Origin of the sequence: Streptomyces sp. NPDC001137, assembly GCF_040298885.1 — a bacterium.
Classification (GTDB): Bacteria; Actinomycetota; Actinomycetes; order Streptomycetales; family Streptomycetaceae; genus Streptomyces.
On record NZ_JBEPBA010000005.1, the window covers coordinates 268,216 to 291,029 of the forward strand.

21 protein-coding genes are annotated in these 22,814 nt (G+C 70.6%); 16 read left to right on the top strand and 5 right to left on the bottom strand.

The features are described from left to right. The first annotated feature begins 364 nt into the window (after positions 1–364). From ABT254_RS12485 to ABT254_RS12495, 3 genes are all read left to right on the top strand, one after another. On the top strand, positions 365–1,018 hold the full coding sequence (locus ABT254_RS12485; RefSeq protein ID WP_351467546.1) for a DUF6230 family protein: 654 nt from the start codon (positions 365–367) through the stop codon (positions 1,016–1,018). Further along, a complete protein-coding gene (locus ABT254_RS12490; protein WP_351467548.1) occupies positions 1,018–1,467 on the top strand; it encodes a DUF6114 domain-containing protein in 450 nt (149 codons plus the stop codon). The genes ABT254_RS12485 and ABT254_RS12490 overlap by 1 nt, the downstream gene beginning before the upstream one ends. A gap of 69 nt (positions 1,468–1,536) precedes the next feature. Further along, the gene (locus ABT254_RS12495) at positions 1,537–2,565 is read left to right on the top strand and encodes an Lrp/AsnC family transcriptional regulator (RefSeq protein WP_351467549.1); all 1,029 of its coding nucleotides are present in this window, start codon (positions 1,537–1,539) and stop codon (positions 2,563–2,565) included. 183 nt (positions 2,566–2,748) lie between these two features. Here the strand turns inward: ABT254_RS12495 and ABT254_RS12500 are convergent, their stop codons facing one another. After that, positions 2,749–4,200, bottom strand: a complete 1,452-nt coding sequence (locus tag ABT254_RS12500) for an MFS transporter (protein ID WP_351467551.1) — start codon at positions 4,198–4,200, stop codon at positions 2,749–2,751. Between the two features lie 320 nt (positions 4,201–4,520). On the opposite strand from ABT254_RS12500, the gene ABT254_RS12505 reads away from it, so the two are divergent. From ABT254_RS12505 to ABT254_RS12535, 7 genes are all read left to right on the top strand, one after another. Further along, the gene (locus ABT254_RS12505; protein ID WP_351467554.1) at positions 4,521–5,363 is read left to right on the top strand and encodes an SAM-dependent methyltransferase; all 843 of its coding nucleotides are present in this window, start codon (positions 4,521–4,523) and stop codon (positions 5,361–5,363) included. Between the two features lie 234 nt (positions 5,364–5,597). Next, positions 5,598–6,608, top strand: coding sequence for a substrate-binding domain-containing protein (locus ABT254_RS12510; RefSeq protein ID WP_351467556.1), 1,011 nt, complete (start codon positions 5,598–5,600; stop codon positions 6,606–6,608). Positions 6,609–6,774: 166 nt separating this feature from the next. Next, positions 6,775–9,126: a sensor histidine kinase gene (locus tag ABT254_RS12515; RefSeq protein ID WP_351467559.1), complete on the top strand. Its 2,352-nt coding sequence runs from the start codon at positions 6,775–6,777 to the stop codon at positions 9,124–9,126. Positions 9,127–9,140: 14 nt separating this feature from the next. Continuing rightward, complete coding sequence (locus ABT254_RS12520) at positions 9,141–9,572, top strand: roadblock/LC7 domain-containing protein (RefSeq protein ID WP_030940055.1); 432 nt, start codon at positions 9,141–9,143, stop codon at positions 9,570–9,572. 1 nt (position 9,573) lies between these two features. Continuing rightward, positions 9,574–9,933: a DUF742 domain-containing protein gene (locus ABT254_RS12525; RefSeq protein ID WP_351467562.1), complete on the top strand. Its 360-nt coding sequence runs from the start codon at positions 9,574–9,576 to the stop codon at positions 9,931–9,933. Then, positions 9,920–10,522 (top strand): GTP-binding protein, encoded by a 603-nt coding sequence (locus ABT254_RS12530; RefSeq protein WP_351467564.1) that lies wholly within the window; start codon positions 9,920–9,922, stop codon positions 10,520–10,522. Before ABT254_RS12525 ends, ABT254_RS12530 begins: the two co-directional genes overlap by 14 nt. A gap of 138 nt (positions 10,523–10,660) precedes the next feature. Then, positions 10,661–12,070 (top strand): glycoside hydrolase family 43 protein, encoded by a 1,410-nt coding sequence (locus ABT254_RS12535; protein ID WP_351467566.1) that lies wholly within the window; start codon positions 10,661–10,663, stop codon positions 12,068–12,070. Positions 12,071–12,136: 66 nt separating this feature from the next. Here ABT254_RS12535 and ABT254_RS12540 read toward each other — a convergent pair whose 3' ends face one another. Next, on the bottom strand, positions 12,137–13,096 hold the full coding sequence (locus ABT254_RS12540) for an ABC transporter substrate-binding protein (RefSeq protein ID WP_351467568.1): 960 nt from the start codon (positions 13,094–13,096) through the stop codon (positions 12,137–12,139). 301 nt (positions 13,097–13,397) lie between these two features. Here ABT254_RS12540 and ABT254_RS12545 point away from each other — a divergent pair, with 301 nt between their 5' ends. From ABT254_RS12545 to ABT254_RS12560, 4 genes are read left to right on the top strand one after another with little or no spacing between them, the layout of a single operon-like run. After that, positions 13,398–16,610, top strand: coding sequence for a sensor histidine kinase (locus tag ABT254_RS12545; RefSeq protein WP_351467570.1), 3,213 nt, complete (start codon positions 13,398–13,400; stop codon positions 16,608–16,610). Continuing rightward, positions 16,607–17,065 carry a roadblock/LC7 domain-containing protein gene (locus ABT254_RS12550; protein ID WP_351467573.1) on the top strand — a complete coding sequence of 153 codons (459 nt, stop codon included), beginning with the start codon at positions 16,607–16,609 and terminating at the stop codon, positions 17,063–17,065. The genes ABT254_RS12545 and ABT254_RS12550 overlap by 4 nt, the downstream gene beginning before the upstream one ends. A 57-nt stretch (positions 17,066–17,122) precedes the next feature. Continuing rightward, positions 17,123–17,539: a DUF742 domain-containing protein gene (locus tag ABT254_RS12555; RefSeq protein WP_351467576.1), complete on the top strand. Its 417-nt coding sequence runs from the start codon at positions 17,123–17,125 to the stop codon at positions 17,537–17,539. Then, positions 17,526–18,128 carry a GTP-binding protein gene (locus tag ABT254_RS12560; RefSeq protein WP_351467579.1) on the top strand — a complete coding sequence of 201 codons (603 nt, stop codon included), beginning with the start codon at positions 17,526–17,528 and terminating at the stop codon, positions 18,126–18,128. The genes ABT254_RS12555 and ABT254_RS12560 overlap by 14 nt, the downstream gene beginning before the upstream one ends. An 89-nt stretch (positions 18,129–18,217) precedes the next feature. Here the strand turns inward: ABT254_RS12560 and ABT254_RS12565 are convergent, their stop codons facing one another. From ABT254_RS12565 to ABT254_RS12575, 3 genes are read right to left on the bottom strand one after another with little or no spacing between them, the layout of a single operon-like run. Then, positions 18,218–18,889 carry an ABC transporter permease gene (locus ABT254_RS12565; protein ID WP_351467582.1) on the bottom strand — a complete coding sequence of 224 codons (672 nt, stop codon included), beginning with the start codon at positions 18,887–18,889 and terminating at the stop codon, positions 18,218–18,220. Continuing rightward, positions 18,886–19,596 carry an ABC transporter permease gene (locus ABT254_RS12570; protein ID WP_351467585.1) on the bottom strand — a complete coding sequence of 237 codons (711 nt, stop codon included), beginning with the start codon at positions 19,594–19,596 and terminating at the stop codon, positions 18,886–18,888. The genes ABT254_RS12565 and ABT254_RS12570 overlap by 4 nt, the downstream gene beginning before the upstream one ends. Further along, the gene (locus ABT254_RS12575) at positions 19,593–20,720 is read right to left on the bottom strand and encodes an ABC transporter ATP-binding protein (RefSeq protein ID WP_351467588.1); all 1,128 of its coding nucleotides are present in this window, start codon (positions 20,718–20,720) and stop codon (positions 19,593–19,595) included. The genes ABT254_RS12570 and ABT254_RS12575 overlap by 4 nt, the downstream gene beginning before the upstream one ends. A 310-nt stretch (positions 20,721–21,030) precedes the next feature. Here ABT254_RS12575 and ABT254_RS12580 point away from each other — a divergent pair, with 310 nt between their 5' ends. After that, positions 21,031–21,987: an ATP-binding cassette domain-containing protein gene (locus ABT254_RS12580; RefSeq protein WP_351467591.1), complete on the top strand. Its 957-nt coding sequence runs from the start codon at positions 21,031–21,033 to the stop codon at positions 21,985–21,987. Then, positions 21,984–22,781 carry an ABC transporter permease gene (locus ABT254_RS12585; protein ID WP_351467594.1) on the top strand — a complete coding sequence of 266 codons (798 nt, stop codon included), beginning with the start codon at positions 21,984–21,986 and terminating at the stop codon, positions 22,779–22,781. The genes ABT254_RS12580 and ABT254_RS12585 overlap by 4 nt, the downstream gene beginning before the upstream one ends. The last annotated feature ends 33 nt before the right edge of the window (positions 22,782–22,814 follow it).

Here is a 22,814-nt window from a genome sequence, read left to right on the forward strand (position 1 = left end):
CGCGGACGGTGCCGCGTGGCTGGATCCGGCGCCACGGATCCGGGGGAAGCCAGGGGCAGTTGTAGACCTGAGGCTCAGTCAACGTCAAGGCGGGGCAGGGTAGTTGACGATCGTTCAAGGGTTTGGCGGAACAGGCGAAACGCGCCGAGCCACAGGTGGGGCACAACCAACACCCTTTTTTCACAACTCCCTTGACCCTTGAAAGTAACCACGGGTAACTTCCTCGCTGGCTACTGCGGAGTACGAGAAAGCCCTTCCACCCGCCGGGAGTTCGGGAGGAGACGTGCGTCCGCAGCCGCTGTCCGCGCCAGGACAACGCGCCGATGATGCCCAACCCGCACTGACTATGCACATGGGAGCAGAAATGGCCTCGTCCGCCGAACTCACCACAGGGAACCCAGAAAGCGGTTCCTCACCCGACCCCGCGAGACGCGGGCGGGTCCGGCTGCGCCGCGCCGCGGTGATGGCGGTCCCGGCCGTCGCGGTCGCGGCCGGCCTCGCGATCATGACGGCCGAGGGGGCACTGGGGGTCTCGTTCTCGATCTCCGGAATGCCCTTCACGGTGACCGCCAAGTCGCTCGACGGCACCGGCTTCGAGCAGTTCGGTGGGCTCGACAGCATGATCGACAACAGCCCCAACGCGGGCGACACCGGCGGGCAGGTGCTGATCGTCACCTCCGCCATCAAGAGCGCAACGCTGGACAGCCTGTGCCAGAGCGTCGACCTGGGCGGCACCAACCTGCTGATCAAGGCGGGCAGCGGCTCGTCGAAGGTGCAGGCGACCGACCTCACCACGGACTCGACCCAGCTGACCGGCGACGCCGCCTTCAAGAACATCGAGATCGGCAACGACGCGAGCACGCTCAACAAGGCCGGTGTCAAGGGACCGGCGGGCGTCTTCAGCCAGCAGGCCGACACGGTGCACATCGACAACCTGCGGCAGACCAACTACGCGACGACTGCCGGGGTTTTCAAGCTGCCGGGCCTGAAACTCAGCTTCAGCGACTCGGGTTGCTGATGTCGGACAGTCCGAGGCAAGACGCGCGGCCCGCTTTTCGTGAGTGGCGGGCCCGCCGTCCGTTCTGGGGCGGGCTGCTGCTCGCCCTGGGCGGGGCGGAGATACTGGGCACCGAGAAGGCCTCGCTGAAGGTCATGATGCACGCCGCCACGCAGAACCTGGCCGGCTACCTCCTACCCACCGTGATGCTGTTGTGCGGGCTGCTGACCCTCTTCAACCCCACGCAGCGCCTGTTCTACTCGCTCATCGGCGTCCTGGCCTCCCTGGGCACGTGGCTCACCTCGAACCTGGGCGGCTTCTTCATCGGTCTGCTCCTCGGTGCCGTCGGAAGTTGCCTCACCTTCGGCTGGCTGCCGGATCAGGAACCGCGGGTGAGCCGGCGGAAGCGGAGGAAGGAAGCGCGGGCTGCGGAAGCCGCACGAACCGTGCACGAGGCCGTGCAGCTGTAGCCACGCCGTGACGGTGGGAATGGACATGGCCGTCGCTGTGGCTGCGGAACGTGACTGAAGAATGTGTGCATGCTGGACGACCTGGACCGTGCTCTGATCCATGCGCTGCACATCGACGGCCGCGCGCCGTTCAGCCGGATCGCCGCCGTGCTCGGCGTCTCCGCGCAGACGGTCGCGCGGCGGTACCGGCGGCTGCGTGCGGAGGCCTCGCTGCGGGTGGTGGGGTTGTCGGACCCGCACCGGGCGGGGCAGACGCAGTGGCTGGTCCGGCTCACCGTGGCGGCGAGTTCCGCGCGGGATCTGGCGTATGCGCTGGTACGACGTCAGGACACGTCATGGGTGAAGCTCGCCTCCGGCGGTACGGAGATCGTGACGGTCATCCACGCCCCGACGGACTCGGAGGCGGCGGGCAACTCGCTGCTCCTGCACGACATTCCACGCACCGGCGCCATCACCGCGGTGTCCGCACACTGTCTGCTGCACACCTATCTGGGCGGGCCGACGAACTGGCGCCGGAGCGCGAGCGCGCTGGACGAGCGGCAACAGCGCGCCCTGCGCGAGCATGAGGCGCCCGACACGTCCTATGTGCCGGTGCCGCGCCAACTCGCCGACGAAGACGCCGAGTTGCTGCTCGCCCTGCAGAAGGACGGGCGGGCCACGCACGCCGAGCTGGCGCAGGCGACCGGCTGGTCGCCGGTGACCGTGGCGCGGCGGCTCGCGGATCTGCGGGCGGGCGGCACGGTCTTCTTCGACGTCGAGGTCGATGCCGGCCGCTTCGGTGTCAACACACGGGCGCTGCTGTGGATGGCGGTGCGGCCGGCCCATCTGGACCGCGTGGCGACAACGCTGGCGGGCCACGACGAACTGGCCTTCGTCGCGGCCACCACGGGCCCCACCAACCTGGTCGCGCAGGCGCTCTGCCGCGACCCCGCCGACCTGCACCGCTATCTGGTCCACCGCCTCGGCTCCCTGGACGCGATCCACACCCTGGAAACCAGCCCGGTCCTCCAGAACCTCAAGGCAGCAAGCCCGATCCTCACTCCCCTGCCGAACCCCCGCCCCTGGGTGCTCCGCCCCCAGCCCCCCGTCCGGCCCTGAAGGGGCCTGCCTCGCCCTCAAACGCCGGACGGACTGAAAAGCCGAGGCACCCGGCCGGCAGACCCGGCACCTCGGCGTTTGTGCAACGGGGTCCGGGGCGGAGGCCCGTCACGGCGTACAGGGGGCGGAGCCCCCCGCACCCAGGGCGTGGGGCGGAGCCCCGCCACCCGGGCCGAGGGGCTGTCAGCGCCCCGCCCCGGCATCCGCAGGCGCGCTCGTGTCGACCATCATTCGGCTCGTCCCGAAGCTCACCGTGCCCAACCCGATCGCCGCCCAGACCGCCCACTGCACCGCCCGCAGCCCCGTCGTCGCGTCGCCGGGGCCCGTACCGCCCAGATACGCACTGCCCAGCACCGCAACCCCGAGCGTCGCCCCCAACTGCTGCACCGCATTGAGCAGGCCCGCGGCCGAGCCGATCTCCTGCGGGCGCAGCGGCTTCAGGGCGATGGTGAAGAAGGCGGGGGTGAACAGGCCCACGCCGAGCCCGACGACCCCCAGCGCGAACAGCAGCGGCGTGGGGTAGGAGCCCGCGTCCGCCGTCCTGTACACCGCGATCGCCGACAGGGCCCCCGACAACAGCACCCCCAGACCGAGCGACATCACACGCCGCCCGTACCGCCCGACCAGACGCGCCCCCGCGATCCAGGACGCGACGGCCAGCCCCACCGACCACGGCGCCAGCGTCAGCCCCGCCTTCAACACCCCGACGCCCGCGCCCAGTTGGAGCTGGAGCACGACGACCGTCAGCAGACCGTTGGTGACGGCGAAGAAGCACGTCGACGTCACTAGGGCGGCCGGGAACCCGCGGTGCGCGAAGAGGCTGGGTTCCACCAGCGGGGTGCGCCCGGCCACGGCCGCCCTGCGCTGGTGCACGGCGAACAGTGTCATCAGGCACAGCCCGGCCGCCACGAGCCCCCAGCTCCACCCCGACATCGCGGCCAGGTCCGTGCCGATCAGCGGGTGGACGACGAGCCCGATCCCCGCCATGGCCAGCAGAGTGCCCGTCAGGTCGAGGGTGGGCCGCTGCGGCGCGCGGTTCTCCGGCAGCCTGGGCGAGAGCGCGAGCACGACCAGCGAGAGCGGGACATTCACCAGGAACGCCGCGCGCCACGAGGAGCCGAAGAGGTCGGCGTGGGTGAGCACACCGCCGAGCACCGGTCCGCACACCGCCGCCAGACCCATCACGGGGCCGATGCTGCCGAGAGCCTTGGCCACCTCGGGCCCCGTGAACATGGCCTTGATCAGCCCGATGGTCTGGGGAATGATCACGGCCGCCGCCCCTCCCTGCAGCACCCGGAACGCGATCAGCAGCCCCACCGAGGGCGCCATGGCGCACGCGACGGACGCCAGCATGAAGCCCGTGACCCCGAGCACGAACAGCCGTTTGCGGCCGGCGATGTCGCCCAGCCGGCCACCGGTGATCAGCAGCACCGCGAAGGGCAGGGTGTAGGCGGTCGTGAACCACTGGATGTCGGAGACCGAGCCGCCCAGATCGGCGTGGATGGCCGGCGCGGCGACCTGCACGATCGTCGCGTCCAGCAGGTTCATCGCCTCACCGAGCAGCAGTGCGGCAAGCGCCGGCCACCGCCACCGGTACGCGGCGGGAGTCGGCGTCAGCACGCGTTCAGCAGTCATCGGGGGTTCCTCTCCACCGTCGTAGGACCTCGGCCGGTGCCTCGTCGAGCAGGGCGTCCGACCGGCCACGGCTCAGCGTGGAGGCGGGGAGAGAAGGACCTCCAGCCACAGGTTCCGGAGTGAAGATTTCTTCCGTCGAGGCGGTCCGCGGTGTCGATTTCCCACACTCCCGGCCCCGCCCCTCTCGCCCGTCCCGGCCGTCAGCACCTACCTGTTGGTCCCGTGACCGCTGCGGCCCAAGTGGTTTGCGTGGCCCGCGAGTTGACGAGGTTGGTTGTCGAGGTTCCGTGGAGATCGACGACGTTACGGGAGGGGCCGCCGTGCCCGAGGACAGCGCCCGGCCGCTCGGCCGCACCACTGCATCCGACAGCGGCTCCGCCGCGGGAACGACCGCGCACGCCGCGCGGATCTACGACTACATCCTGGGCGGAAAGGACCACTACCCCGCGGACCAGGAGGCGGGCGACGCCATGTGCCGGGAGTGGCCCGCCCTGCCGGTCCATATGCGGGCCAACCGCGACTGGATGAACCGCGCCGTGCGGTGGCTGGCCGTGGAGGCAGGCGTGCGGCAGTTCCTCGACATCGGCACCGGCATTCCGACCTCGCCCAACATCCATGAGATCGCCCAGTCGGCGGCCCCCGCCTCCCGGGTCGTGTACGTCGACAACGACCCGCTCGTCCTCGCCCTCTCGCAGGGCCTGCTGAACAGCACGCCGGAGGGCAGGACCTCGTACGTCGAGGCGGACATGCGCGATCCGCAGGCCATCCTCGGCAGTGCCGCCTTCCGCGACACCCTGGACCTGGACGAGCCGGTCGCGCTGACCGTCGTCGCCGTCGTCCACTTCCTCCTCGACGAGCACGACGCCGTCGGCATCGTCCGCCGCCTCCTCGAACCGCTCCCCTCGGGCAGCCATGTGGCGATGTCCATCGGTACGGCCGAGTTCGCACCGGACGAGGTCGGCCGGGTCGCCCGCGAGTACGCGGCCCGGGGCATGCCGATGCGGCTGCGCACCCTCGCGGAGGCCGAGGAGTTCTTCGAGGGCCTCGAACTCGTCCCGCCGGGCATCGTCCAGGTCCACAAGTGGCATCCGGACGGGACGGACGGCGAACCGGTCCGCGACGAGGACATCGCCATGTACGGGGCGGTGGCCCGCAAGCCGTGACGAGCCCTCCCGCTGTCCGCGGGCCGTGGACGCCCCCTGCCGGCCGGAACGCATCATCACGATGCGGCAGCAACAACTCACTCAATGTTGCTGATCACTTGACTACCGGCGGTCACACACGATTGGCTCCGGCCAGCGAGAGTCATCCGGACGGTGTACGGCGTGCCGGACACCCTTCGGTGACTCCTCTCGCCGTTCCGCTTGCTCGGCCGCTCAGCGAGGTGCCGCACCCTCATGAACACTCCGCCCCCACCGCCCGCATCCCACAGATCCGCGCGCGTCGCCGCCCTTGCCGCGGCCGTGTGCCTGTTCGCGGCCGGCTGCTCCGCGGCCGGCGCCACCTCCGGCTCCGCCAAGGACGGCGTCGGCAGGGCGGGCACCCCCCGTCTCAAGGTCGCCCTGGTCACGCACGCCTCGCCGGGCGACACCTTCTGGGACCTGGTGAAGAAGGGCGCCGAGGACGCGGCGGCGAAGGACAACATCGACCTGACCTACGCCAATGACTCCGACGCGGCGGGGCAGGCCGAACTGGTGCGGGACGCGATCCGCCAGAAGGTCGACGGCATCGCGGTGACGCTCGCCAAGCCGCAGGCGATGAAGGGCCCGATAGCGGCGGCCAAGGCGGCGGACACACCCGTGGTCGGCCTCAACTCCGGCATCGACTCCTGGCAGTCCGAGGGGGTCCTGGAGTTCTTCGGGCAGGACGAGAGCCTCGCCGGGCGGGCCGTGGGCGACAAACTCGACGACCTCGGGGTCAAGCACGCCCTGTGCGTGATCCACGAGCGCGGCAACGTCGCCCTGGAGGCCCGCTGTGCCGGCGTGAAGAAGACCTTCGACGGCAGGACCGAGATGCTCTACGTCGAGGGCGCCGACGCGAACGCGACCGCCGCCGCGATCACCGCGAAGCTGCGGCAGGACCCGACGATCGATGAAGTAGTCACCAACGGCGCCCAGTTCGCGCTCACCGCGGTGAAGTCGGTGCGGCAGACGGGCAGCAAGGCCCATGTCGCGACCTTCGATCTCAACCAGGACCTGGTGAAGGCCGTGGAGAGCGGTGACGTGCAGTTCGCGGTGGATCAGCAGCCGTATCTGCAGGGCTATCTCGCGGTGGACGCGCTGTGGCTGTACCGGACCAACGGCAACATCAGCGGCGGCGGGGTGTCCCCCGTGCTCACCGGCCCGGCCTTCGTGACCAAGACGAACGTGGCCTCCGTCGCCAGGTACGCGGCGCGCGGCACACGCTGAGCCGGACGCCAGCGACACTTCGTACATCAATGTCGCGAAAGATTCGGAGACCTGTGGCACGTGCGGTCACTTGTACGGATAGCATCCTGTGCACCCCTTCTCTCCCCGCTCACGGCCACCCCCGTGTTTCCCCCTCTCTCCCCTCCGCTGACCGCCTAGGACGACGATGTCTCCACGGACAGGTGCCCGGCGCCGTCTCGGCTCCATACGTCTCTCCCTGATCCTGCTGGCCCTGGTGCCCGGCGTCACCCTCGCCGCGATGTGGGCCCTGACGACGACGCAGATGTTCAACGAGGGGCTGCGGCTACGGGGGCAGACCGAACTGAGCCGGTCGACCGGGGCCATGGGCACGGAAGCGACGCTCGCGCTGCAGCGGGAGCGCAGCCTGTCGGCGGCCTGGCTGGCCGGTGACCCGCGCGGCTCCCGCGCCCTGCTGGTCGCCCAGCGCAAGGAGACCGACCGGGCGGTCGCGAAGCTGGTCGGCCAGTCCGACGCGATCAAGAAGGCGCCCGCGCGCATCTCGGACCGGATGTACTCGGTGCTCGGCTCGGTGGGCAGCCTGGAGTACTACCGGGGTCAGGTGGACGATCCCACCGACATCACCGCGGCGCAGGCGCTGGACCAGTACAGCTCGATCATCGACGACCAGATCCACGCCTTCCAGGAGCTCTCCCAGGTCGACGACGGCGACCTCACCTCGCAGGCCGGACCGCTGGTCGCCCTGGAGCACGCGGCGGAGCTGGTCGCGCAGGAGGACGCGCAGCTCACGCTGGCCTGGCCGTCGGGGCGGCTGAGCGACAAGTCGTGGGCCACGTTCACGCAGCTGGTCGACACCCGGCGCTGGCTGGTCGAGGACCAGATCGTCCCCTCGCTGGAGGGCAGCGCCAAGACCCAGACCGAGCGGATCCTGCAGAGCCCCGAGTGGCGGACCGTCCAGGAGATCGAGGACAAGGTGCTCGCGGCCCGGCCGGGTCCGGACGGGAAGGTGACCCTGCCCGACGCCCGCAAGCAGTGGGCACTCTCCTTCGCCAAGGTCGGTGACGAGTACGGGCAGATGATCCGGGTCCAGACGTCCGGGCTGCTCGATCGCAGTGGGGACAAGGCGCACAGCCTGCTGCTCACCGCCGCCTCGCTGAGCGCGGGCGGTCTGATCGCGCTGCTGCTGTGCGTGGGCATGTCCTGGCGGATCACCCGGTCCCTGTCCCGGCGGCTGCGCGGCCTCAGGGAGGCCACCCTGAGCCTGGCCGAGGAACGGCTGCCGGACGTCGTGGCCCGCCTCGACCGGGGCGAGAAGGTCGACGCGGACCTGGCGACCCCGCCGCTGGACTACGGCCGGGACGAACTCGGCCAGGTGGCGCGGGCGTTCAACAAGGCACAGCGCACGGCGGTGCACACCGCGATCGAACTCGCCGACACCCGGCGCGGCTTCCAGAAGGTCATCCTCGGCATCGCCCGGCAGAGCCAGAACCTGGTCAATCTCCAGCTCACCAAGCTGGACGCGCTGGAGCGCAGCCACTCCGACCCGGACGTCCTCAAGGGTCTGTACGAACTGGACTCCACGGCGAGCCAGCTGCGCCGCTACGAGGAGAACCTGGTCATCATCAGCGGCGAGCAGCCGCGGCGCAGCTGGCGGGAGCCGGTGGCGCTGATCGACATCCTGCGCAGCGCCGTCGGCGAGGTCGCCGAGTACCAGCGCGTCGAGGTGCACACCGACGAGGACGTGTGCATCGCGCCGCCCGCGGTGGCCGACGTGATCCATCTGCTGGCCGAGCTGATCGACAACGCGACCGCGTACTCGCCCTCTCCGGCGCCGGTCGACGTGCGGGCCGCGATGGTGGCCAAGGGTCTGGCCGTGGAGGTGGAGGACCGCGGCCTCGGTCTGTCGGAGGAGGACTACGCCTCCTTCAACGCGCAGTTGGCGGTTCAGCCGCAGTTCGACGTGGTGGCCCTGGCCGACGACCTGCGGCTCGGCATGTTCGTGATCGCCCGCCTCGCCACCCGGCACGGCATCGCGGTCACGCTGCGCCCCTCGCCGTACGGCGGAACGACGGCGATCGTGCTGCTCCCGCACGAGATCGTCGTACGGGAGCCGGTGCCGGCCCCCGCCGAGGACACTCCCGCCGCCAAGGAGCCCGCCGCCGCGGAGGAGCCCGCTCAGCCCGTACGGGAGCACCGCCCCGTGGCCCCGGCGCGCACCGCCCTCGCCGCAGCCGTGCCCGCCGTGCGGCGCGACAGCCTCGCCCCGCTGCCGCGCCGTGTCCCCCAGACCAGCCTGGCCGCCGAGCTGCGCGAGGAGCCCGCCGGCGGCGAACACAACGGTCACGCCGAGGAGTTCACCGCCGAGCGGGCCGCGTCCTCGCTCGCCGGTTTCCAGCGCGGCACGCTCCAGGCGCGTGACGACGACACAGAGACGCAGTACGACCAGGGCCAGGAGGAAGCGCCCGGCACTCGGGAACCGGGTGCGCACCTCCCTGCCGAAGGAACCGACGTCCCCTCGACTCCGCCCGCCGACCGCTGACGAAGGACACCGCCATGACACGCCCCATCCCAGCCACCCACACCCAGCTCGACCAGTTGCTGACCGGACTCGTGGAGCGGGTCGCCGAGGTGAACCACGCCGTGGTGCTCTCCGAGGACGGGCTGGTCGTCAGCAAGTCCACCGGGTTCCTGCGCGACGACGCCGAACGCCTCGCGGCGACCGCGTCCGGTCTGATGAGCCTGAGCAAGGGCGTCAGCATGGACTTCCGCGGCGGCCCGGTGCGGCAGGCGCTGATCGAGATGGCGCACAGCTATCTGATCCTGACCTCGGCCGGCCCGGGCGCCCATCTCGTCGTCCTCACCAGTCAGGGCGCGGACGTCGGCGTGGTGGCGTACCAGATGAACATGCTGGTGAAGAAGATCGGCGAGCATCTGAGCGCGGCACCGAGGGCGGGTCTCGGCCCGACCGCCGAGTCCGGCGCGTGAGGTGAGCGGAGGCGACACGGACGGTCGTCTGGTACGGCTGTTCGCGCTCACCGGAGGACGGACCCGGCCCAGCCGTGCCGACTTCACGCTCATCACGACGGTGACCGCGGTGGACCCGCCGCCGACCTGGGCCACCCGACCGCAGCCCGAGCACCAGCGCATCCTGCGCCGCTGCGCCGAGCCGATCGCCGTCGCGGAACTCGCCGCCCTGCTCGATCTGCCGGTGAGCGTGGTCGTGATCATGCTCTGCGATCTGCTGGAGAGCGGCCGTATCACCGCCCGTCCCCCGCACCCCGTCTCCTGCAAACCGGAAGACCTGGACCTGCTGCAGAAAGTGAGGGACGGCCTTGGCCGGCTCTGACCTCGTCACCCGGGCGGCGCCCGACACGGTGAAGATACTGATCGCCGGTGGCTTCGGCGTCGGCAAGACCACCATGGTCGGTTCGGTCAGCGAGATCGCCCCGCTGCGCACCGAGGAACCGCTGACCGCCGCCGGCCTCGGCGTGGACGACCTGGACGGCATCGAGGAGAAGCGGGCCACCACCGTGGCCCTGGACTTCGGCCGCATCAGCATCGGCAGCGACCTCGTCCTGTACCTCTTCGGCACGCCCGGCCAGCAGCGCTTCTGGTTCATGTGGAACGACCTGGCCCTGGGTGCCCTGGGCGCGGTCGTCCTGATCGACGTCCGCCGCCCGGAGACCAGCTTCGCCGCCATCGACTTCTTCGAGCGCCGGGGCATCCCGTTCGTGGTGGGCGTCAACGGCTTCTACGGCGACCACCCGTACCCGCCCGAGGAGATCCGCGAGGCGCTCGCCCTCCCGGACCACGTCCAGGTCCTGCTGTGCGACGCACGCGAGCGGGAGTCGTCCCGGGACGTACTCATCGCCCTGATCGACCAGTTGATCGCGACGGCGGTCCACACAGGCGGCACACGGCCGACGGAGAAGTGAACGGCGAGAACCAGCCAAGCGCGACCGCTTCATTGACGCACGCGGGCCACATCCTTAACTTCTGATCGATTTACCGAACTCGGTTCGAGATATCGACCAGCAGTGTCGAGCGCCCCCGCACGCCCCCATGGAGCACGAATGAACGCGACGCCGCACCCCGCGCACCACCCCCACCCCTCCCGCCGCTCCTTCCTCGGCATGGCGGCGACCGTCCCGCTCGCCGCCACCGGTGCACTGGCCCTGGGCGCGGGAACCGCGCGGGCCGCCACCGACTCGGCCCATGTCATGTGCTACTTCACGGAGTCGCCGGACATGCTGGCCGCCAACTACGGCCTGCACCTGGCCGTCAGCCCCGACGGCCTGCAGTGGACCCCGCTGAACCAGAACAACCCCGTCGCCACCCCCACCGAGGGCTCCCTGGGCCTGCGCGACCCGTTCATCCTGCGCAAGCAGGACGGCACGTTCGTCGTCCTCGCCACCGACCTCAAGGGCACCGACTGGACCTACGTCAGCCAGTACATCCACGTCTGGGACTCCACCGACCTGCGCACCTTCACCGGCTACCGGCGGATGAAGCTGCACGACATGAACACCCACAGCTGGGCACCCGAGGCCTACTGGGACGCGAGCCGGGGCACGTACGGCGTGATCTACTCGGCCGTGAACTCCAGCGGCCACAACGTGATCATGGTGAACTACACCAGTGACTTCGTGACCGCGGGCAGCCCACAGGTCTTCTTCGACCCCGGCTACGACGTCATCGACGGCGACCTGGCGATCGGCGTGAACGGCGTCAACTACCTCTACTTCAAGAAGAACTCGACCCTGGTCGGCGCCCGCTCCAGTTCACTCGACCCGGGCAGCTTCACCGCGTTCAGCACCGCCGTCTCGCACGGCGGCACCGAGGCCCCGACCCTGGTCAAGTCCCTTACGTCCAGCGCCACTTGGTACCTCTGGGGCGACACCTGGTCGCCGAACGGCGTCTTCTACGCCTGGCAGACCAGCAATCTGGCCGCCGGCACCTGGACGGCCCTGGACCAGAAGACCTACACCCAGCCGCTCAACTCCAAGCACTGCGGAATCCAGCCGATCACCTCGACCGAGTACGCCAATCTGCTCGCCAAGTGGGGCACGCCCGCCTGGAACCGGCTGAAGTCCTACAACTACCCGGCCCGTTACGTCCGCCACGCCGACTACGTCGGCCGGATCGACCCGTATGCCTTCGACCCGTACACCGACTCCCAGTGGAAGCTGGTGCCGGGGCTCGCGGACTCCTCGGGCGTCTCGTTCCAGTCGGTCAACTACCCGACCCGTTATCTGCGGCACTACGACTACGCGCTCCGGCTCGACGTGAACGACGGCACGTCGACCTTCGCCGCGGACGCCACGTTCTACAGGACCGCCGGGCTGGCCGACTCCTCCTGGGCGTCCTTCCGCTCGTACAACAACCCGACCCGGTACATCCGCCACTACGACTACGTCCTGCGCATCGACCCGGTCTCGACCACCACCGAGAAGCAGGACGCGACCTTCTACGTCGGCTACTGAGCGGGGCCGGGCAGACGACGCGGGCGCCCCCGCGGTGGGGGACGCCCGCGTCGGGTCCGTCCGGGGTCAGCCCAGGCCGGCCGACTTCAGCCAGGCCTTGGCGACGTCCAGCGGGTCCTTGTTCTCGAGCTGGACCTGGGTGTCCAGTTCGAGCAGGGACTTGGTGTCCAGCTTGGCCGAGACCGCGTTGAGCGCGGCGACACCCTTCGAGGACAGACCGCTCTTGTAGACGAGCGGCTGCACGTTCTCGAAGCCGAAGAGGTTCTTCGGGTCCTGGAGGACCACGAACTTCTCCTTGGTGATGTTCGGGTCCGTGGTGAAGATGTCCGCGACCTGCACGGTGTTCTTCTTCAGCGCCGCCAGGGTGAGCGGGCCGCCCGCGTCGAGCGCCTTGAAGCCCTCGAACTCCAGGCCGTACACGGACTTCAGACCGACCAGGCCCTGCTGCCGGGTCTGGAACTCCGGCGAGGCGCCGATGGTCAGGCCCTTCGCGATGCCCTTGAGGTCCGCGATGCTGGACTCGGAGGTCAGCTTGTACTTGTCGGCGGTGGCCTTGTTGACCGTGACCGAGTCCTTGTCCTGCGCGGCGGCGGGGTCGAGGAGCGTCAGCTTGGAGTCCAGCTTGGCCTCGATCGCGGCGGTGGTCGCCTCGACCGTCTTCGGCGCGGCCTTGGGGTCGAGGTAGGCCAGCAGCGCGCCGTTGTACTCCGGCAGCACGGTGACGGAGCCGTTCTTCAGCAGCCCGTACGTCGTCTCGCGGCTGCCGATGTTCGGCTTGTAGGTGACCTTGACACCCTTGGCCTTGAGGGCCTCGCCGTAGATGTCGGCGAGCAGGATGCTCTCGGGGAAGTTGTTCGAGCCGACGACGACGGTCTTGCCGTCGGACCCCCCGTCCTGGAGCGGATCGGAGGACTTGTTGCCGTCTGAGGAGCCACATCCCGCCAGCAGGGCCGTGGTCGCGGCAAGCGCGACGGCCGCCGCGGGGTAGCTCCTGATGGACCTGCTGCGTGGGGCGTTGGAAGTCACGATTCCCGTTCCGGACCTTGGGGATTGATGAGAAGCAAGCTCTGGAACTGATCCAATCCAGCCTGTTCTTACTCAGTCAAGAGCAACAGGGTCACCAATTGGCGTCAATGCGTGATCAGTTGTGAATTCTGTGTAAACAGGCAGGGGTCGAACCGGGGGCTCTTTGTAATGGATTCTTGACTAAGCGCAACGTGCTTGATCGTTCAATGAGACGATAGTCTCCACCCAGTTGGCGATCAGAATCGGTCAGTCCGCAATGGTCGCACGCGTCGAGACCCCGCATGAAGATGAAGGAGGCCCGGTGGCCGGCATACGGGGCTTCGCCGACCGATGGTCGTTCCGCCGCAAGCTCAACCTCCTGGTCGGTGTACCCCTGGCGGTCGTGGCCGCCCTGCTCTCCTATCTCATTTCCGGCCAGGTGGGCCAGGCGCGGGGCGCGGCATCCGCGGCGGACCTCGTGCGCAACAGCGAGCAGGTGGCGTCGCTGGTCAACGACCTGGAGAGCGAGCACCAGCTGGCGATCCTGCTGTCCGTGCGCTACGAGGCCAAAGGCCGCGGCGTCCAGTCCACGCTCAGCGCCTACCGCAAGGCGCAGGACGCGGTCGACAGGCAGATCGCCGTGGTGCGCCAGGCCTTCGGCGACGGGCTGCCGGACAGCGAGGCGCAGGCGCTCAAGGAGGTCGAGGGCCTCACCAGCCTGCGCGGGACGGTCGAGCAGAGCTATCTGCCCGCGAGCAACATCGACCCCGCCTACGACAATGCCGCCAGGACCGTGATCGACGGTCTGGGCCTCGACCGCAACGCGGAGCTGGCGGCCACCTTCACCGGCAACCTCCTCGACTCGCTGCTGCGTGCCGACGCCGCGCACGGCTCCTTCGAGACCGGCGTGTTCTCCGCGACGACCGGTGACACGAACGCGCAGATCGAGTTCACGACCGCGGTCGGCGCGTACCAGCTCTACACCAGCCAGGCCGAACGCTTCTCCCGGTTCGCCACCGAGCAGCAGGCCGACGAGCTCGGCGCCATCGAGCACACCGCCGCCCAGCGGGACATCGCCCAGGCGTACGCGGAGCTGCAGGTCGCGCCCAGCACCCTGCAGGCCACCACGCCGGCGGAGATCAAGGCCGCGTTCCAGGACGCCCTGAGCGACTACCCCGCCTACCCGGAGCAGGCCGCGGCCCGGCTGAAGATCACCTCGTCCCTCATCGCCCAGATCGCCGACGGCGCGGACCACGCCTCCACCAAGGCCTGGTGGCGCGCGGGTCTGCTGCTGGCGGGTGCCCTGCTCGGCTTCGTCCTGTGGCTCGCCTTCTCGGTGCTGGTGCGCCGCTCGGTGGTCCGGCCGGTGCAGGCCCTCACCGGCGCCGCGCGGGAGGTCGCCGAGGTGGCGGGCCGGGAACTGGCCCGGGTGGCCGACGACGACGCCGAGGACGACAGCCCGCCGAAGCTGCGCGAGATGCCGGTGACCGCGGACGACGAGATCGGTGAGCTGGCCGAGGTGTTCAACCGCGTGCAGACCACCTCGATCGCACTGCTGGAGCGGCAGGTGCTCAGCCGCCGCAACATCGCCGAGATGTTCGGCAACGTCGGCCGCCGCGTCAGCAACCTGACGACCCGTCAGCTCGCCCTGATCGACGCGGTGGAGCGGGGCGAGACCGACCCGGCCCTCCTCGAACGCCTCTACTCCATCGACCACATCGCCGTCCGTCTGCGCCGCAACGCGGACAGCCTGATGCTGCTGGCCGGCATCCGCGAGACCGTCCTGGACTCCGGTCCCACCGCCCTCACCAACGTCGTACGCGCCGCGCTCGGGCAGATCGAGGGCTTCCAGCGGGTACGACTGCACGCGCGCACCGAGGTCATGGTGGAGCCCGACATCATCGGCGACCTGACGCTGATGGTGGCCGAACTCCTCGAGAACGCCGTGTCGTTCTCGCCCGCGGGCAGCCCGGTCGAGGTGTACGTGCGGGACACCTCCGGCGAGGAGGCAGCCCTCTCGGGCGGTGCCACCATCGTCATCTCCGACCACGGCCTCGGTATGAGCGCCGAGCGGCTCGCCGAGGAGAACGCCCGGCTGATCCGCCGCGAGCGCCTCGACGTGGTGCCGACGAAGGTGCTCGGCCTGTTCGTGGTCGGCACCCTGGCGCGCCGCTGGGACGTCAGCGTCCTGCTGTCCCGCACACCGGGCGGCGGCCTGACGGCGGAGGTGACGGTCCCGTCGTCACTGCTGCTGACGATGAGCCCGGTGGAGGCCGCCTCCGGCAGGTCCGCGGGGCACCGGGGAGACGTGACGGCAGGGCCGGCGAAGGCTCTGGGCGAGGTTGCGTCGGGGTCGGCGGAGGCACGGGGCGACGCCACGACCGGGTCGGCGGGGCGGACTGCCGCTGAACGGCCGCTGTCCGGTGCCGTGTCCGGCCCGCGCCGGTCCGCTGCCGCCGAAGCCGCCGGAACGTCGTCCGAGGCCATGCGCCCCGGCGGACCGCTCCCGCGCCGGGTGCCCCGCCGGGAGACGGACCCTGCCGAGACTCCGCGCTCGACCGCCGCGGCCCCGGACGAGGCATCCACCGCGCCTGCACCGGACCCGACCTCGAACCCCGCACCGGCCACGCCCGCCCTGAACACAGCAGCGGACGTGACACCGACCACGGTCGCGCCGGGCGGAACCGCGGACACGGCACCCATCGCACCCACCACGGGAGCGGCACGGGACGCCACGAGCCCCGCACCCGCGCCGAGCACAGCCGCGGACGCGACAGCAGCCGCAGCCGCTGCGGGGACCACACCGGACGCCACATGGAGCGCACCAGCCATGGGCCCCACCACGGACACAACACCGAGCGCACCCACGCCAGGCACGCCCTCGAACGCGGCACCAGCCGCACCCTCCGCCGGGGCGGCACCGGACACAACACCGAGCGCACCCACGCCGGGCACAGCCGCGGACGCGACACCGAGCGCACCCGGGCGGGGCACGGGCACGGCCCCCATCGCACCCACGACAGGGACCGCACCGGACGCCACGCGCGCCGCGTCGGCCGCGGGCACGACCCCGGACGTGGCGGCGAGCGCGCCGGTGTCGGGCGTCGGGAGCGGTTCTTCCTCGCCGTTCGGCTCCGGGCAGGTCCCCCAGGACGTGAGTCACTCACGGTCCGATGACGCAACACCCGGCGGTTCCTCGGGCGTTGGCCCGGAGGTATCGTCTTCCCAGGCCACCCCGGGCGCGACAGCGCCGTCCGCCCCCGGCGGGACCGGCCAGGCGCCCTCGGGCGACGGCTCCTCGCGGCCCCTGCGTCGCCGCGTCCGCGGTGCCACTCTCCGTACGACCGTCGACGCCGCTGCCCAGCAGGCGGCACGGCAGGCCCCTCGGCTCGCCGACGCCGACGCCGTGCGGGACGCGCTCGACGAGTTCGAGGCGGCCGTGGAGCGCGCGCACCGCGACAGCGCCGCCGGCAGCCGGCCCGCGACCACCCACCCGCACGACCAGAAGCACCTCCCGGAAGGAGCCGAGCAGTGAGTACGCCGACTGGCGCCACGCCCGCCGAACTGCAGGCCGCCGCAGCCGACTTCACCTGGCTGCTCAACCGTTTCGCGACGGAGACCGCGGGCGTCGTCGACGCCATCGCGGTCTCGTCCGACGGGCTGCTCATCGCCGTCTCCGAGCTGCGCGAACCCGCGGACTCGGAGCGGCTGGCCGCGATCGTCTCCGGCATCACCAGCCTGGCCGCCGGCGCGTCCGGCAACTACGGCCTGGGCGCCCTCAACAAGGTCATCATCGACCTGGAGGGCGGCCATGTCCTGGTCTCCGCGATCGGCAGCGGCGCCGTGCTCGGCGTCGTCACCGACAAGGAGGCCAAGCTGGGCAACATCGCCTACGAGATGACCCTGTTCGCCAACCGGGCCGGCAGCGCCCTCAACCCGCAGCTCGTGCTCCAGCTCAAGAACAGCGTCGGCTCCGCGTCGGCACGCTGACCGGTCGCCACCCGGACCCGGGCTCCACGGGCCCGGCCGAGCAGGAAGACTTCACCCATGGCGGACGGCTCCCCACCTCCGGGCCGGGACCCGGTCGGTCCGGCCCCCGCCGTACGGCCGTTCCTGGTCACCGCCGGCCGGGTGGCGCCGACGGCGTCCGGCCGGCCGATGCCGGTCGAGACCCAGGTGGTGGCCACCGCCGAGGGCCTCGCCGTCCTCGACGGGCTCTCCTTCGAGCAGCACGACATCGTCGCCGCCTGCCGGCTGCCGCAGTCCGTCGCGGAACTGGCGGCCCGGCTGCGGCTGCACCTCAACGTCGTGCGGGTCCTCGCCGAGGACCTGCGCGCCGCCGGGCATCTGACGGTGTACGTGCCCGACGTCGACGTCACCCACGACGCATCCGTCCTGCGCAGGGTGATCGATGGCCTGCGGGCCATCCCGAACTCCCGAGGGGTACTGCGTGACACCGACTGAACCGGCCACCCTCGCCCCGGCCGACCAGGGGGCCGCCGTACGACCGCCGCTGCCGGTCAAGATGGTGATCGCGGGCGGTTTCGGCGTGGGCAAGACCACCGCCGTGGGGGCGATCTCCGAGATCGAGCCGCTGACCACCGAGGCCGTCATCACGGAGGTCGCGGCGGGCGTGGACGACCTCAGCCACACCCCGGCGAAGACCACGACCACGGTGGCGATGGACTTCGGGTGCATCACCATCGACCCGACGCTGAAGCTGTACCTGTTCGGCACGCCCGGCCAGGAGCGGTTCGGGTTCATGTGGGACGACATCGTGGAGGGCGCGGTCGGCGGCCTGGTCATCGTGGACACCCGCCGCCTCGACGACTGCTACGCCGCCGTCGACTACTTCGAGCACCGGCAGATCCCGTTCGCGGTCGCCGTCAACGCCTTCGACGGCAAGGTCGAGCACGGGCTGGACGAGGTCCGCTGGGCGCTGGATGTCTCCGACGGTGTGCCGGTCGTGGTGTTCGACGCCCGGGAGCGGGGCTCCGTGCGGGATGCTCTGCTGGTTGTGCTGGAGCTTGCGCTGGCGCGCACGGAGGGCTGACGCCCCCACCGGCCCCCGTTCGGCTGCGGGTCGGTGGGGGCTGATCGCGTCCCGCGGCGGAGCCGCTGATCGATACAGCCCCGCGCCCCTCAAGAGGCGCTTCTGCGTACCCCTGGTGACACTGTGAACCGCGCCACCAGCCCGAAGAACCCCAGCGTCAGCAGCGCCAGCACGGCCACCAGCGTCGCCCCGCCCACCACCTTCTCGTAGTTGCGCTGGTAGAGGCCGTCCACGATGTAGCGCCCAAGACCGCCCAGTGAGACGTACGCCGCGATGGTGGCCGTCGAGACGATCTGGATGGCCGCCGAGCGGAGGCCGCTGAGGATCAGGGGGAGGGCGACCGGGAGTTCGACCTGGAAGAGGATGCGCGGCTCGGCCATGCCCATGCCGCGGGCCGCGTCCACCGGGGACGGGTCCACGGAGCGCACCGCCTCGTAGGTGGTGACGAGGATCGGCGGGACGGCGAGGACGACCAGCGGGATCATCACCGGCGTCAGACCGAGCCCGAGCAGCACGAACATCAGCACCAGCAGGCCGAAGCTGGGCAGCGCCCGGCCGGCCGTGGCGACGAACGCCACGGTGTTGCCGCCGCGCCCGGTGTGCCCGGTGAGCAGACCGGCCGGCAGCCCGATCGCCGCGGCGATGGCGAGCGCGGTGAGCGAGTACTGGAAGTGCTCGCGCAGCCGGGTGGGGATGCCGTCGTAGCCGTGCCAGTGGGCGCTGTCGCTGAAGAAGGCGTTGATGAAGTGGAGGACGTTCATCGGGCGGCATCCTCCAGTGCGGCCTGCATCGGTTCGGGTTCGTCCACGGGACGGGGTTTGCGGGTGCCGCGCGGCATCCAGGGGGTCACGAGGACGCGGACGAGGACCAGCAGGGCGTCCGCGAGGATGGCGAGGACGGCCGTGCCGACGACGGACAGCCAGACCAGGCGCGGCTGGTGGTAGATCATGCCGTCGTTGAGCAGATTGCCCAGACCGCCCTGGTTGCCGATCAGCATGCCGACGCTGACCAGGGAGATGCTGGAGACGGTCGCGACCCGGAGCCCGGCGATGATCGCGGGCGCCGCGATCGGCAACTGGACCTGGAAGTAGCGGCGTACGGGCCCGAGGCCCATCGCCGTCGCCGCGTCCATGGTCTCCTGCGGCACGGACCGGACGCCGTCCACGATCGCCGGGACGAACACCACCAGGCTGTAGACGCCGAGCGGGATCATCACCGTCGTCTCGGTCTGGCCGGTGTAGTCGATGAGGACGACGAAGAAGGCGAGCGAGGGAATCGCGTACAGGATCGTCGTCACCCACAGCACGGGCGGGTACAGCCAGCGCAGCCGTACGCAGAGCTGGGCGACGGGCAGGGCCACCACCAGGCCGGCCACGACCGGGATCAGCGCCTCGCGCAGATGCAGCCCCACCAGACCCCAGTAGGTGTTCTGCAGGTCGCTCGGGATGTCGAAGAAGCCGCCGCTCATCCGACGACCTTCTCCGTACGGCCTTCCGCGTGGGCGGTGCGGATCGCCTCGGCGATGGTCTGCTGCGAGACGACGCCCGCGACCCGGCCGTCGGCGCCCACCGCCACGGCCCACCCGGTGGGCGAGAGCACGGCGCAGTCGAGCGCGGCGCGCAGCGAGTCCTTGCCGTGTTCGAAAGGACGCCCGAACGCGAGGAGCCGGGCGGGGTCGACGTCCCCAGCGGTCAGGGCGCCCGGCTCGCTCCAGCCGAGCGGCTTGCCGTCCACATCGGTGACGAGCAGGTACGGCGCTCCGTTCGCGCTGCGCTCGGCGATCTGCTCGGCGGTGGCGTCGACGGCCACGATCGGGGTGGTGAGCAGGTCGAGTCCCGCGGAGGAGAAGAACGACAGCCGCCGGATGCCGCGGTCCGCGCCGAGGAAGTCCTCGACGAACGCGTCCGCGGGGTTCGACAGCAGCTCGGCGGGCGGCGCGAACTGGGCGAGGTGACCGCCGGTGCGCATCACGGCGACCATCGTGCCGATCTTGACGGCCTCGTCGATGTCGTGGGTGACGAAGACGATGGTCTTGCCCAACTCCTCCTGGATTCGGAGCAGTTCGTCCTGCAAGCCCTTGCGCACCACGGGGTCGACGGCCGAGAACGGCTCGTCCATCAGCAGCACCGGCGGATCCGCGGCGAGCGCCCGGGCCACGCCGACGCGCTGCTGCTGGCCTCCGGACAGCTGGTACGGGTACCGCTTGGCGAGCGCGCCGTCCAGTCCGACCCGCTCCATCAGCTCCCGGGCCCGCGCCCGTGCCTTGTCCTTGCTCCAGCCGAGCAGCCGGGGCACGGTGGCGATGTTGTCGACGATCGTGCGGTGCTGGAAGAGGCCGGCGTTCTGGATGACGTAACCCATGGACCGCCGCAGCGAGTTGACCGGCTGCTGGGTGATGTCCTTGCCGTCGAGGGTGATCGTGCCCTCGCTGGGCTCGATCATCCGGTTGATCATGCGCAGGGTCGTCGTCTTGCCGCAGCCCGACGGTCCGACGAAGACGGTGATCGAGCGGTCGGGGATCTCCAGGGAGAGGTTGTCGACCGCGACCGTACCGTCGGGGTAGCGCTTGGTGACTGAATCTATGCGTATCAAGACGCCGTACACCCTTCGGTCTGGGCCGTTGCAGGCAGAGTCTAGACCTCTTGTGTTTCACGTTTCCTTCGGGAGTTTGGCCGGATCCGGTCCCAGCCTCGGCGTCCGTCCTCTCCCGACTGTGCCCGGGCTGTGAATCCGCTGATTCTCACCCTTCGCCCCGCACGCGCTCAGTGCTCCCACGGGCACGGCCCCGATCATCTCCCCCTTCCGGCGGCCCGCCCTTTCCCATGCCCGGGTTTCAGTCCGTCCGGCCCGCTGAAACCGCCGTGAAGCCGCCCTGAATCCGGCGTCCCGCACGCTCTGCGGCATGAACCAGACGACACCACCGGCCATCGAGGCCACCGGCCTGCGCAAGGCGTACGGCGACAAGGTCGTCCTCGACGGCATCGACCTGCACGTCCCGCGCGGCACGGTCTTCGCGCTGCTCGGCCCGAACGGGGCCGGTAAGACCACCACCGTCCAGATCCTGTCCACCCTGATCCGCGCCGACGGCGGCGGGGCCCGGGTCGCCGGCCACGGTGTCGCCGCCGCACCGCAGTCCGTACGGGCCGCGATCGGCGTCACCGGCCAGTTCTCCGCCGTCGACAACCTGATCACCGGCGAGGAGAACATGGCGCTCATGGCGGACCTGCACCATCTGCCCCGCCCCGAGGGCAGGCGCGTCGCCGCCGAACTCCTGGAGCGCTTCGACCTGTCGGACGCCGCGAAGAAGCCCGCCGCCACCTACTCCGGCGGTATGCGACGGCGCCTCGACCTCGCGATGACGCTGGTCGGCTCCCCCGAGGTGATCTTCCTCGACGAGCCGACCACCGGTCTCGACCCGCGCTCCCGGCACACCATGTGGCAGATCGTCCGCGATCTCGTCGACGACGGAGTCACCGTCTTCCTCACCACGCAGTACCTGGAGGAGGCCGACCAGCTCGCCGACCGCATCGCGGTCCTGAGCGGCGGCCGGATCGTCGCCGAGGGCACGGCGGAGGAACTCAAGCGTCTGGTCCCCGGCGGCCATGTCCGGCTCCGGTTCCTCGACCCGTCCCAACTCGCCCGCGCCGCAGCGGTGTTGGGCTCGGGGCTGCGCGACGACGAGGCGCTGACCCTCCAGGTCCCCGGCGACGGCGGCGTGCACACCCTGCGTGCCCTGCTCGACGCCCTCGACAGCGCCCGCGTCGACGTCGACTCCCTGACCGTGCACACCCCCGACCTCGACGACGTCTTCTTCGCGGTCACCGACCACCCCGAGAACGAGAAGGTGCAGGCCCGATGACCACCGCCGCCCCGCCCGCCCCGCACGTCCGCGACTCGCTCACCATGCTGCGCCGCAATCTGCTGCACGCCCGCCGCTACCCGTCGATGACGCTCCAGGTCGCGCTCATCCCCGTCTTCCTGCTGCTCCTGTTCGTGTACGTCTTCGGCTCGGCGCTCGGCGCCGGAATCGGCCAGGGCGGCGGCCGTACCGCGTACCTCGCCTATCTCGTCCCCGGCATCCTGCTGATGACCGCGGGCACCGGAAGCGTGCCGACGGCGGTCGCCGTGTGCACGGACATGACCGAGGGCATCGTCGCCCGCTTCCGCACCATGGCGATCTCCCGGGCGTCGATCCTGGTCGGCCATGTGGTCGGCAGTGTCATCCAGACGGTGTTCAACCTGGTCCTGGTGACCGCCGTCGCCCTCGCCATCGGCTTCCGTCCCGACGCGGGCGCCTTGGAGTGGCTGGCGGCCGGCGGACTGCTCGTTCTCTTCGTCTTCGGCCTGACCTGGCTGTCGGTCGCCCTCGGGCTGATCAGCAAGACCCCGGAGGGGGCCAGCAACGCCCCGCTGCCGATCTCGTTCCTGCTGCCCTTCGTCAGCAGCACCTTCGTGCCGGTCGACTCGATGCCGTCCTGGATCCGCTGGTTCGCCGAGTACCAGCCCTTCACCACGGTCATCGAGACCGTGCGCGGGCTGCTGACCGGGACGCAGATCGGGCACAACGGCTGGATGGCGGTGGCGTGGAGCGTGGGGATCGCGGTCCTCGGGTTCGTGTGGTCGCTCCGCCTGTTCGACCGCGACCCCAGCTGATCAGATATCACCAACCACCCGGAGAGGAACCCG

Coding starts and splice junctions, on each gene's coding strand:
- ABT254_RS12485 (WP_351467546.1), top strand. CDS start 365: ATGGCCTCGTCCGCCGAACTCACCACAGGGAACCCAGAAAGCGGTTCC.
- ABT254_RS12490 (WP_351467548.1), top strand. CDS start 1,018: ATGTCGGACAGTCCGAGGCAAGACGCGCGGCCCGCTTTTCGTGAGTGG.
- ABT254_RS12495 (WP_351467549.1), top strand. CDS start 1,537: ATGCTGGACGACCTGGACCGTGCTCTGATCCATGCGCTGCACATCGAC.
- ABT254_RS12500 (WP_351467551.1), bottom strand. CDS start 4,200: ATGACTGCTGAACGCGTGCTGACGCCGACTCCCGCCGCGTACCGGTGG.
- ABT254_RS12510 (WP_351467556.1), top strand. CDS start 5,598: ATGAACACTCCGCCCCCACCGCCCGCATCCCACAGATCCGCGCGCGTC.
- ABT254_RS12515 (WP_351467559.1), top strand. CDS start 6,775: ATGTCTCCACGGACAGGTGCCCGGCGCCGTCTCGGCTCCATACGTCTC.
- ABT254_RS12520 (WP_030940055.1), top strand. CDS start 9,141: ATGACACGCCCCATCCCAGCCACCCACACCCAGCTCGACCAGTTGCTG.
- ABT254_RS12535 (WP_351467566.1), top strand. CDS start 10,661: ATGAACGCGACGCCGCACCCCGCGCACCACCCCCACCCCTCCCGCCGC.
- ABT254_RS12555 (WP_351467576.1), top strand. CDS start 17,123: ATGGCGGACGGCTCCCCACCTCCGGGCCGGGACCCGGTCGGTCCGGCC.
- ABT254_RS12565 (WP_351467582.1), bottom strand. CDS start 18,889: ATGAACGTCCTCCACTTCATCAACGCCTTCTTCAGCGACAGCGCCCAC.
- ABT254_RS12570 (WP_351467585.1), bottom strand. CDS start 19,596: ATGAGCGGCGGCTTCTTCGACATCCCGAGCGACCTGCAGAACACCTAC.
- ABT254_RS12580 (WP_351467591.1), top strand. CDS start 21,031: ATGAACCAGACGACACCACCGGCCATCGAGGCCACCGGCCTGCGCAAG.
- ABT254_RS12585 (WP_351467594.1), top strand. CDS start 21,984: ATGACCACCGCCGCCCCGCCCGCCCCGCACGTCCGCGACTCGCTCACC.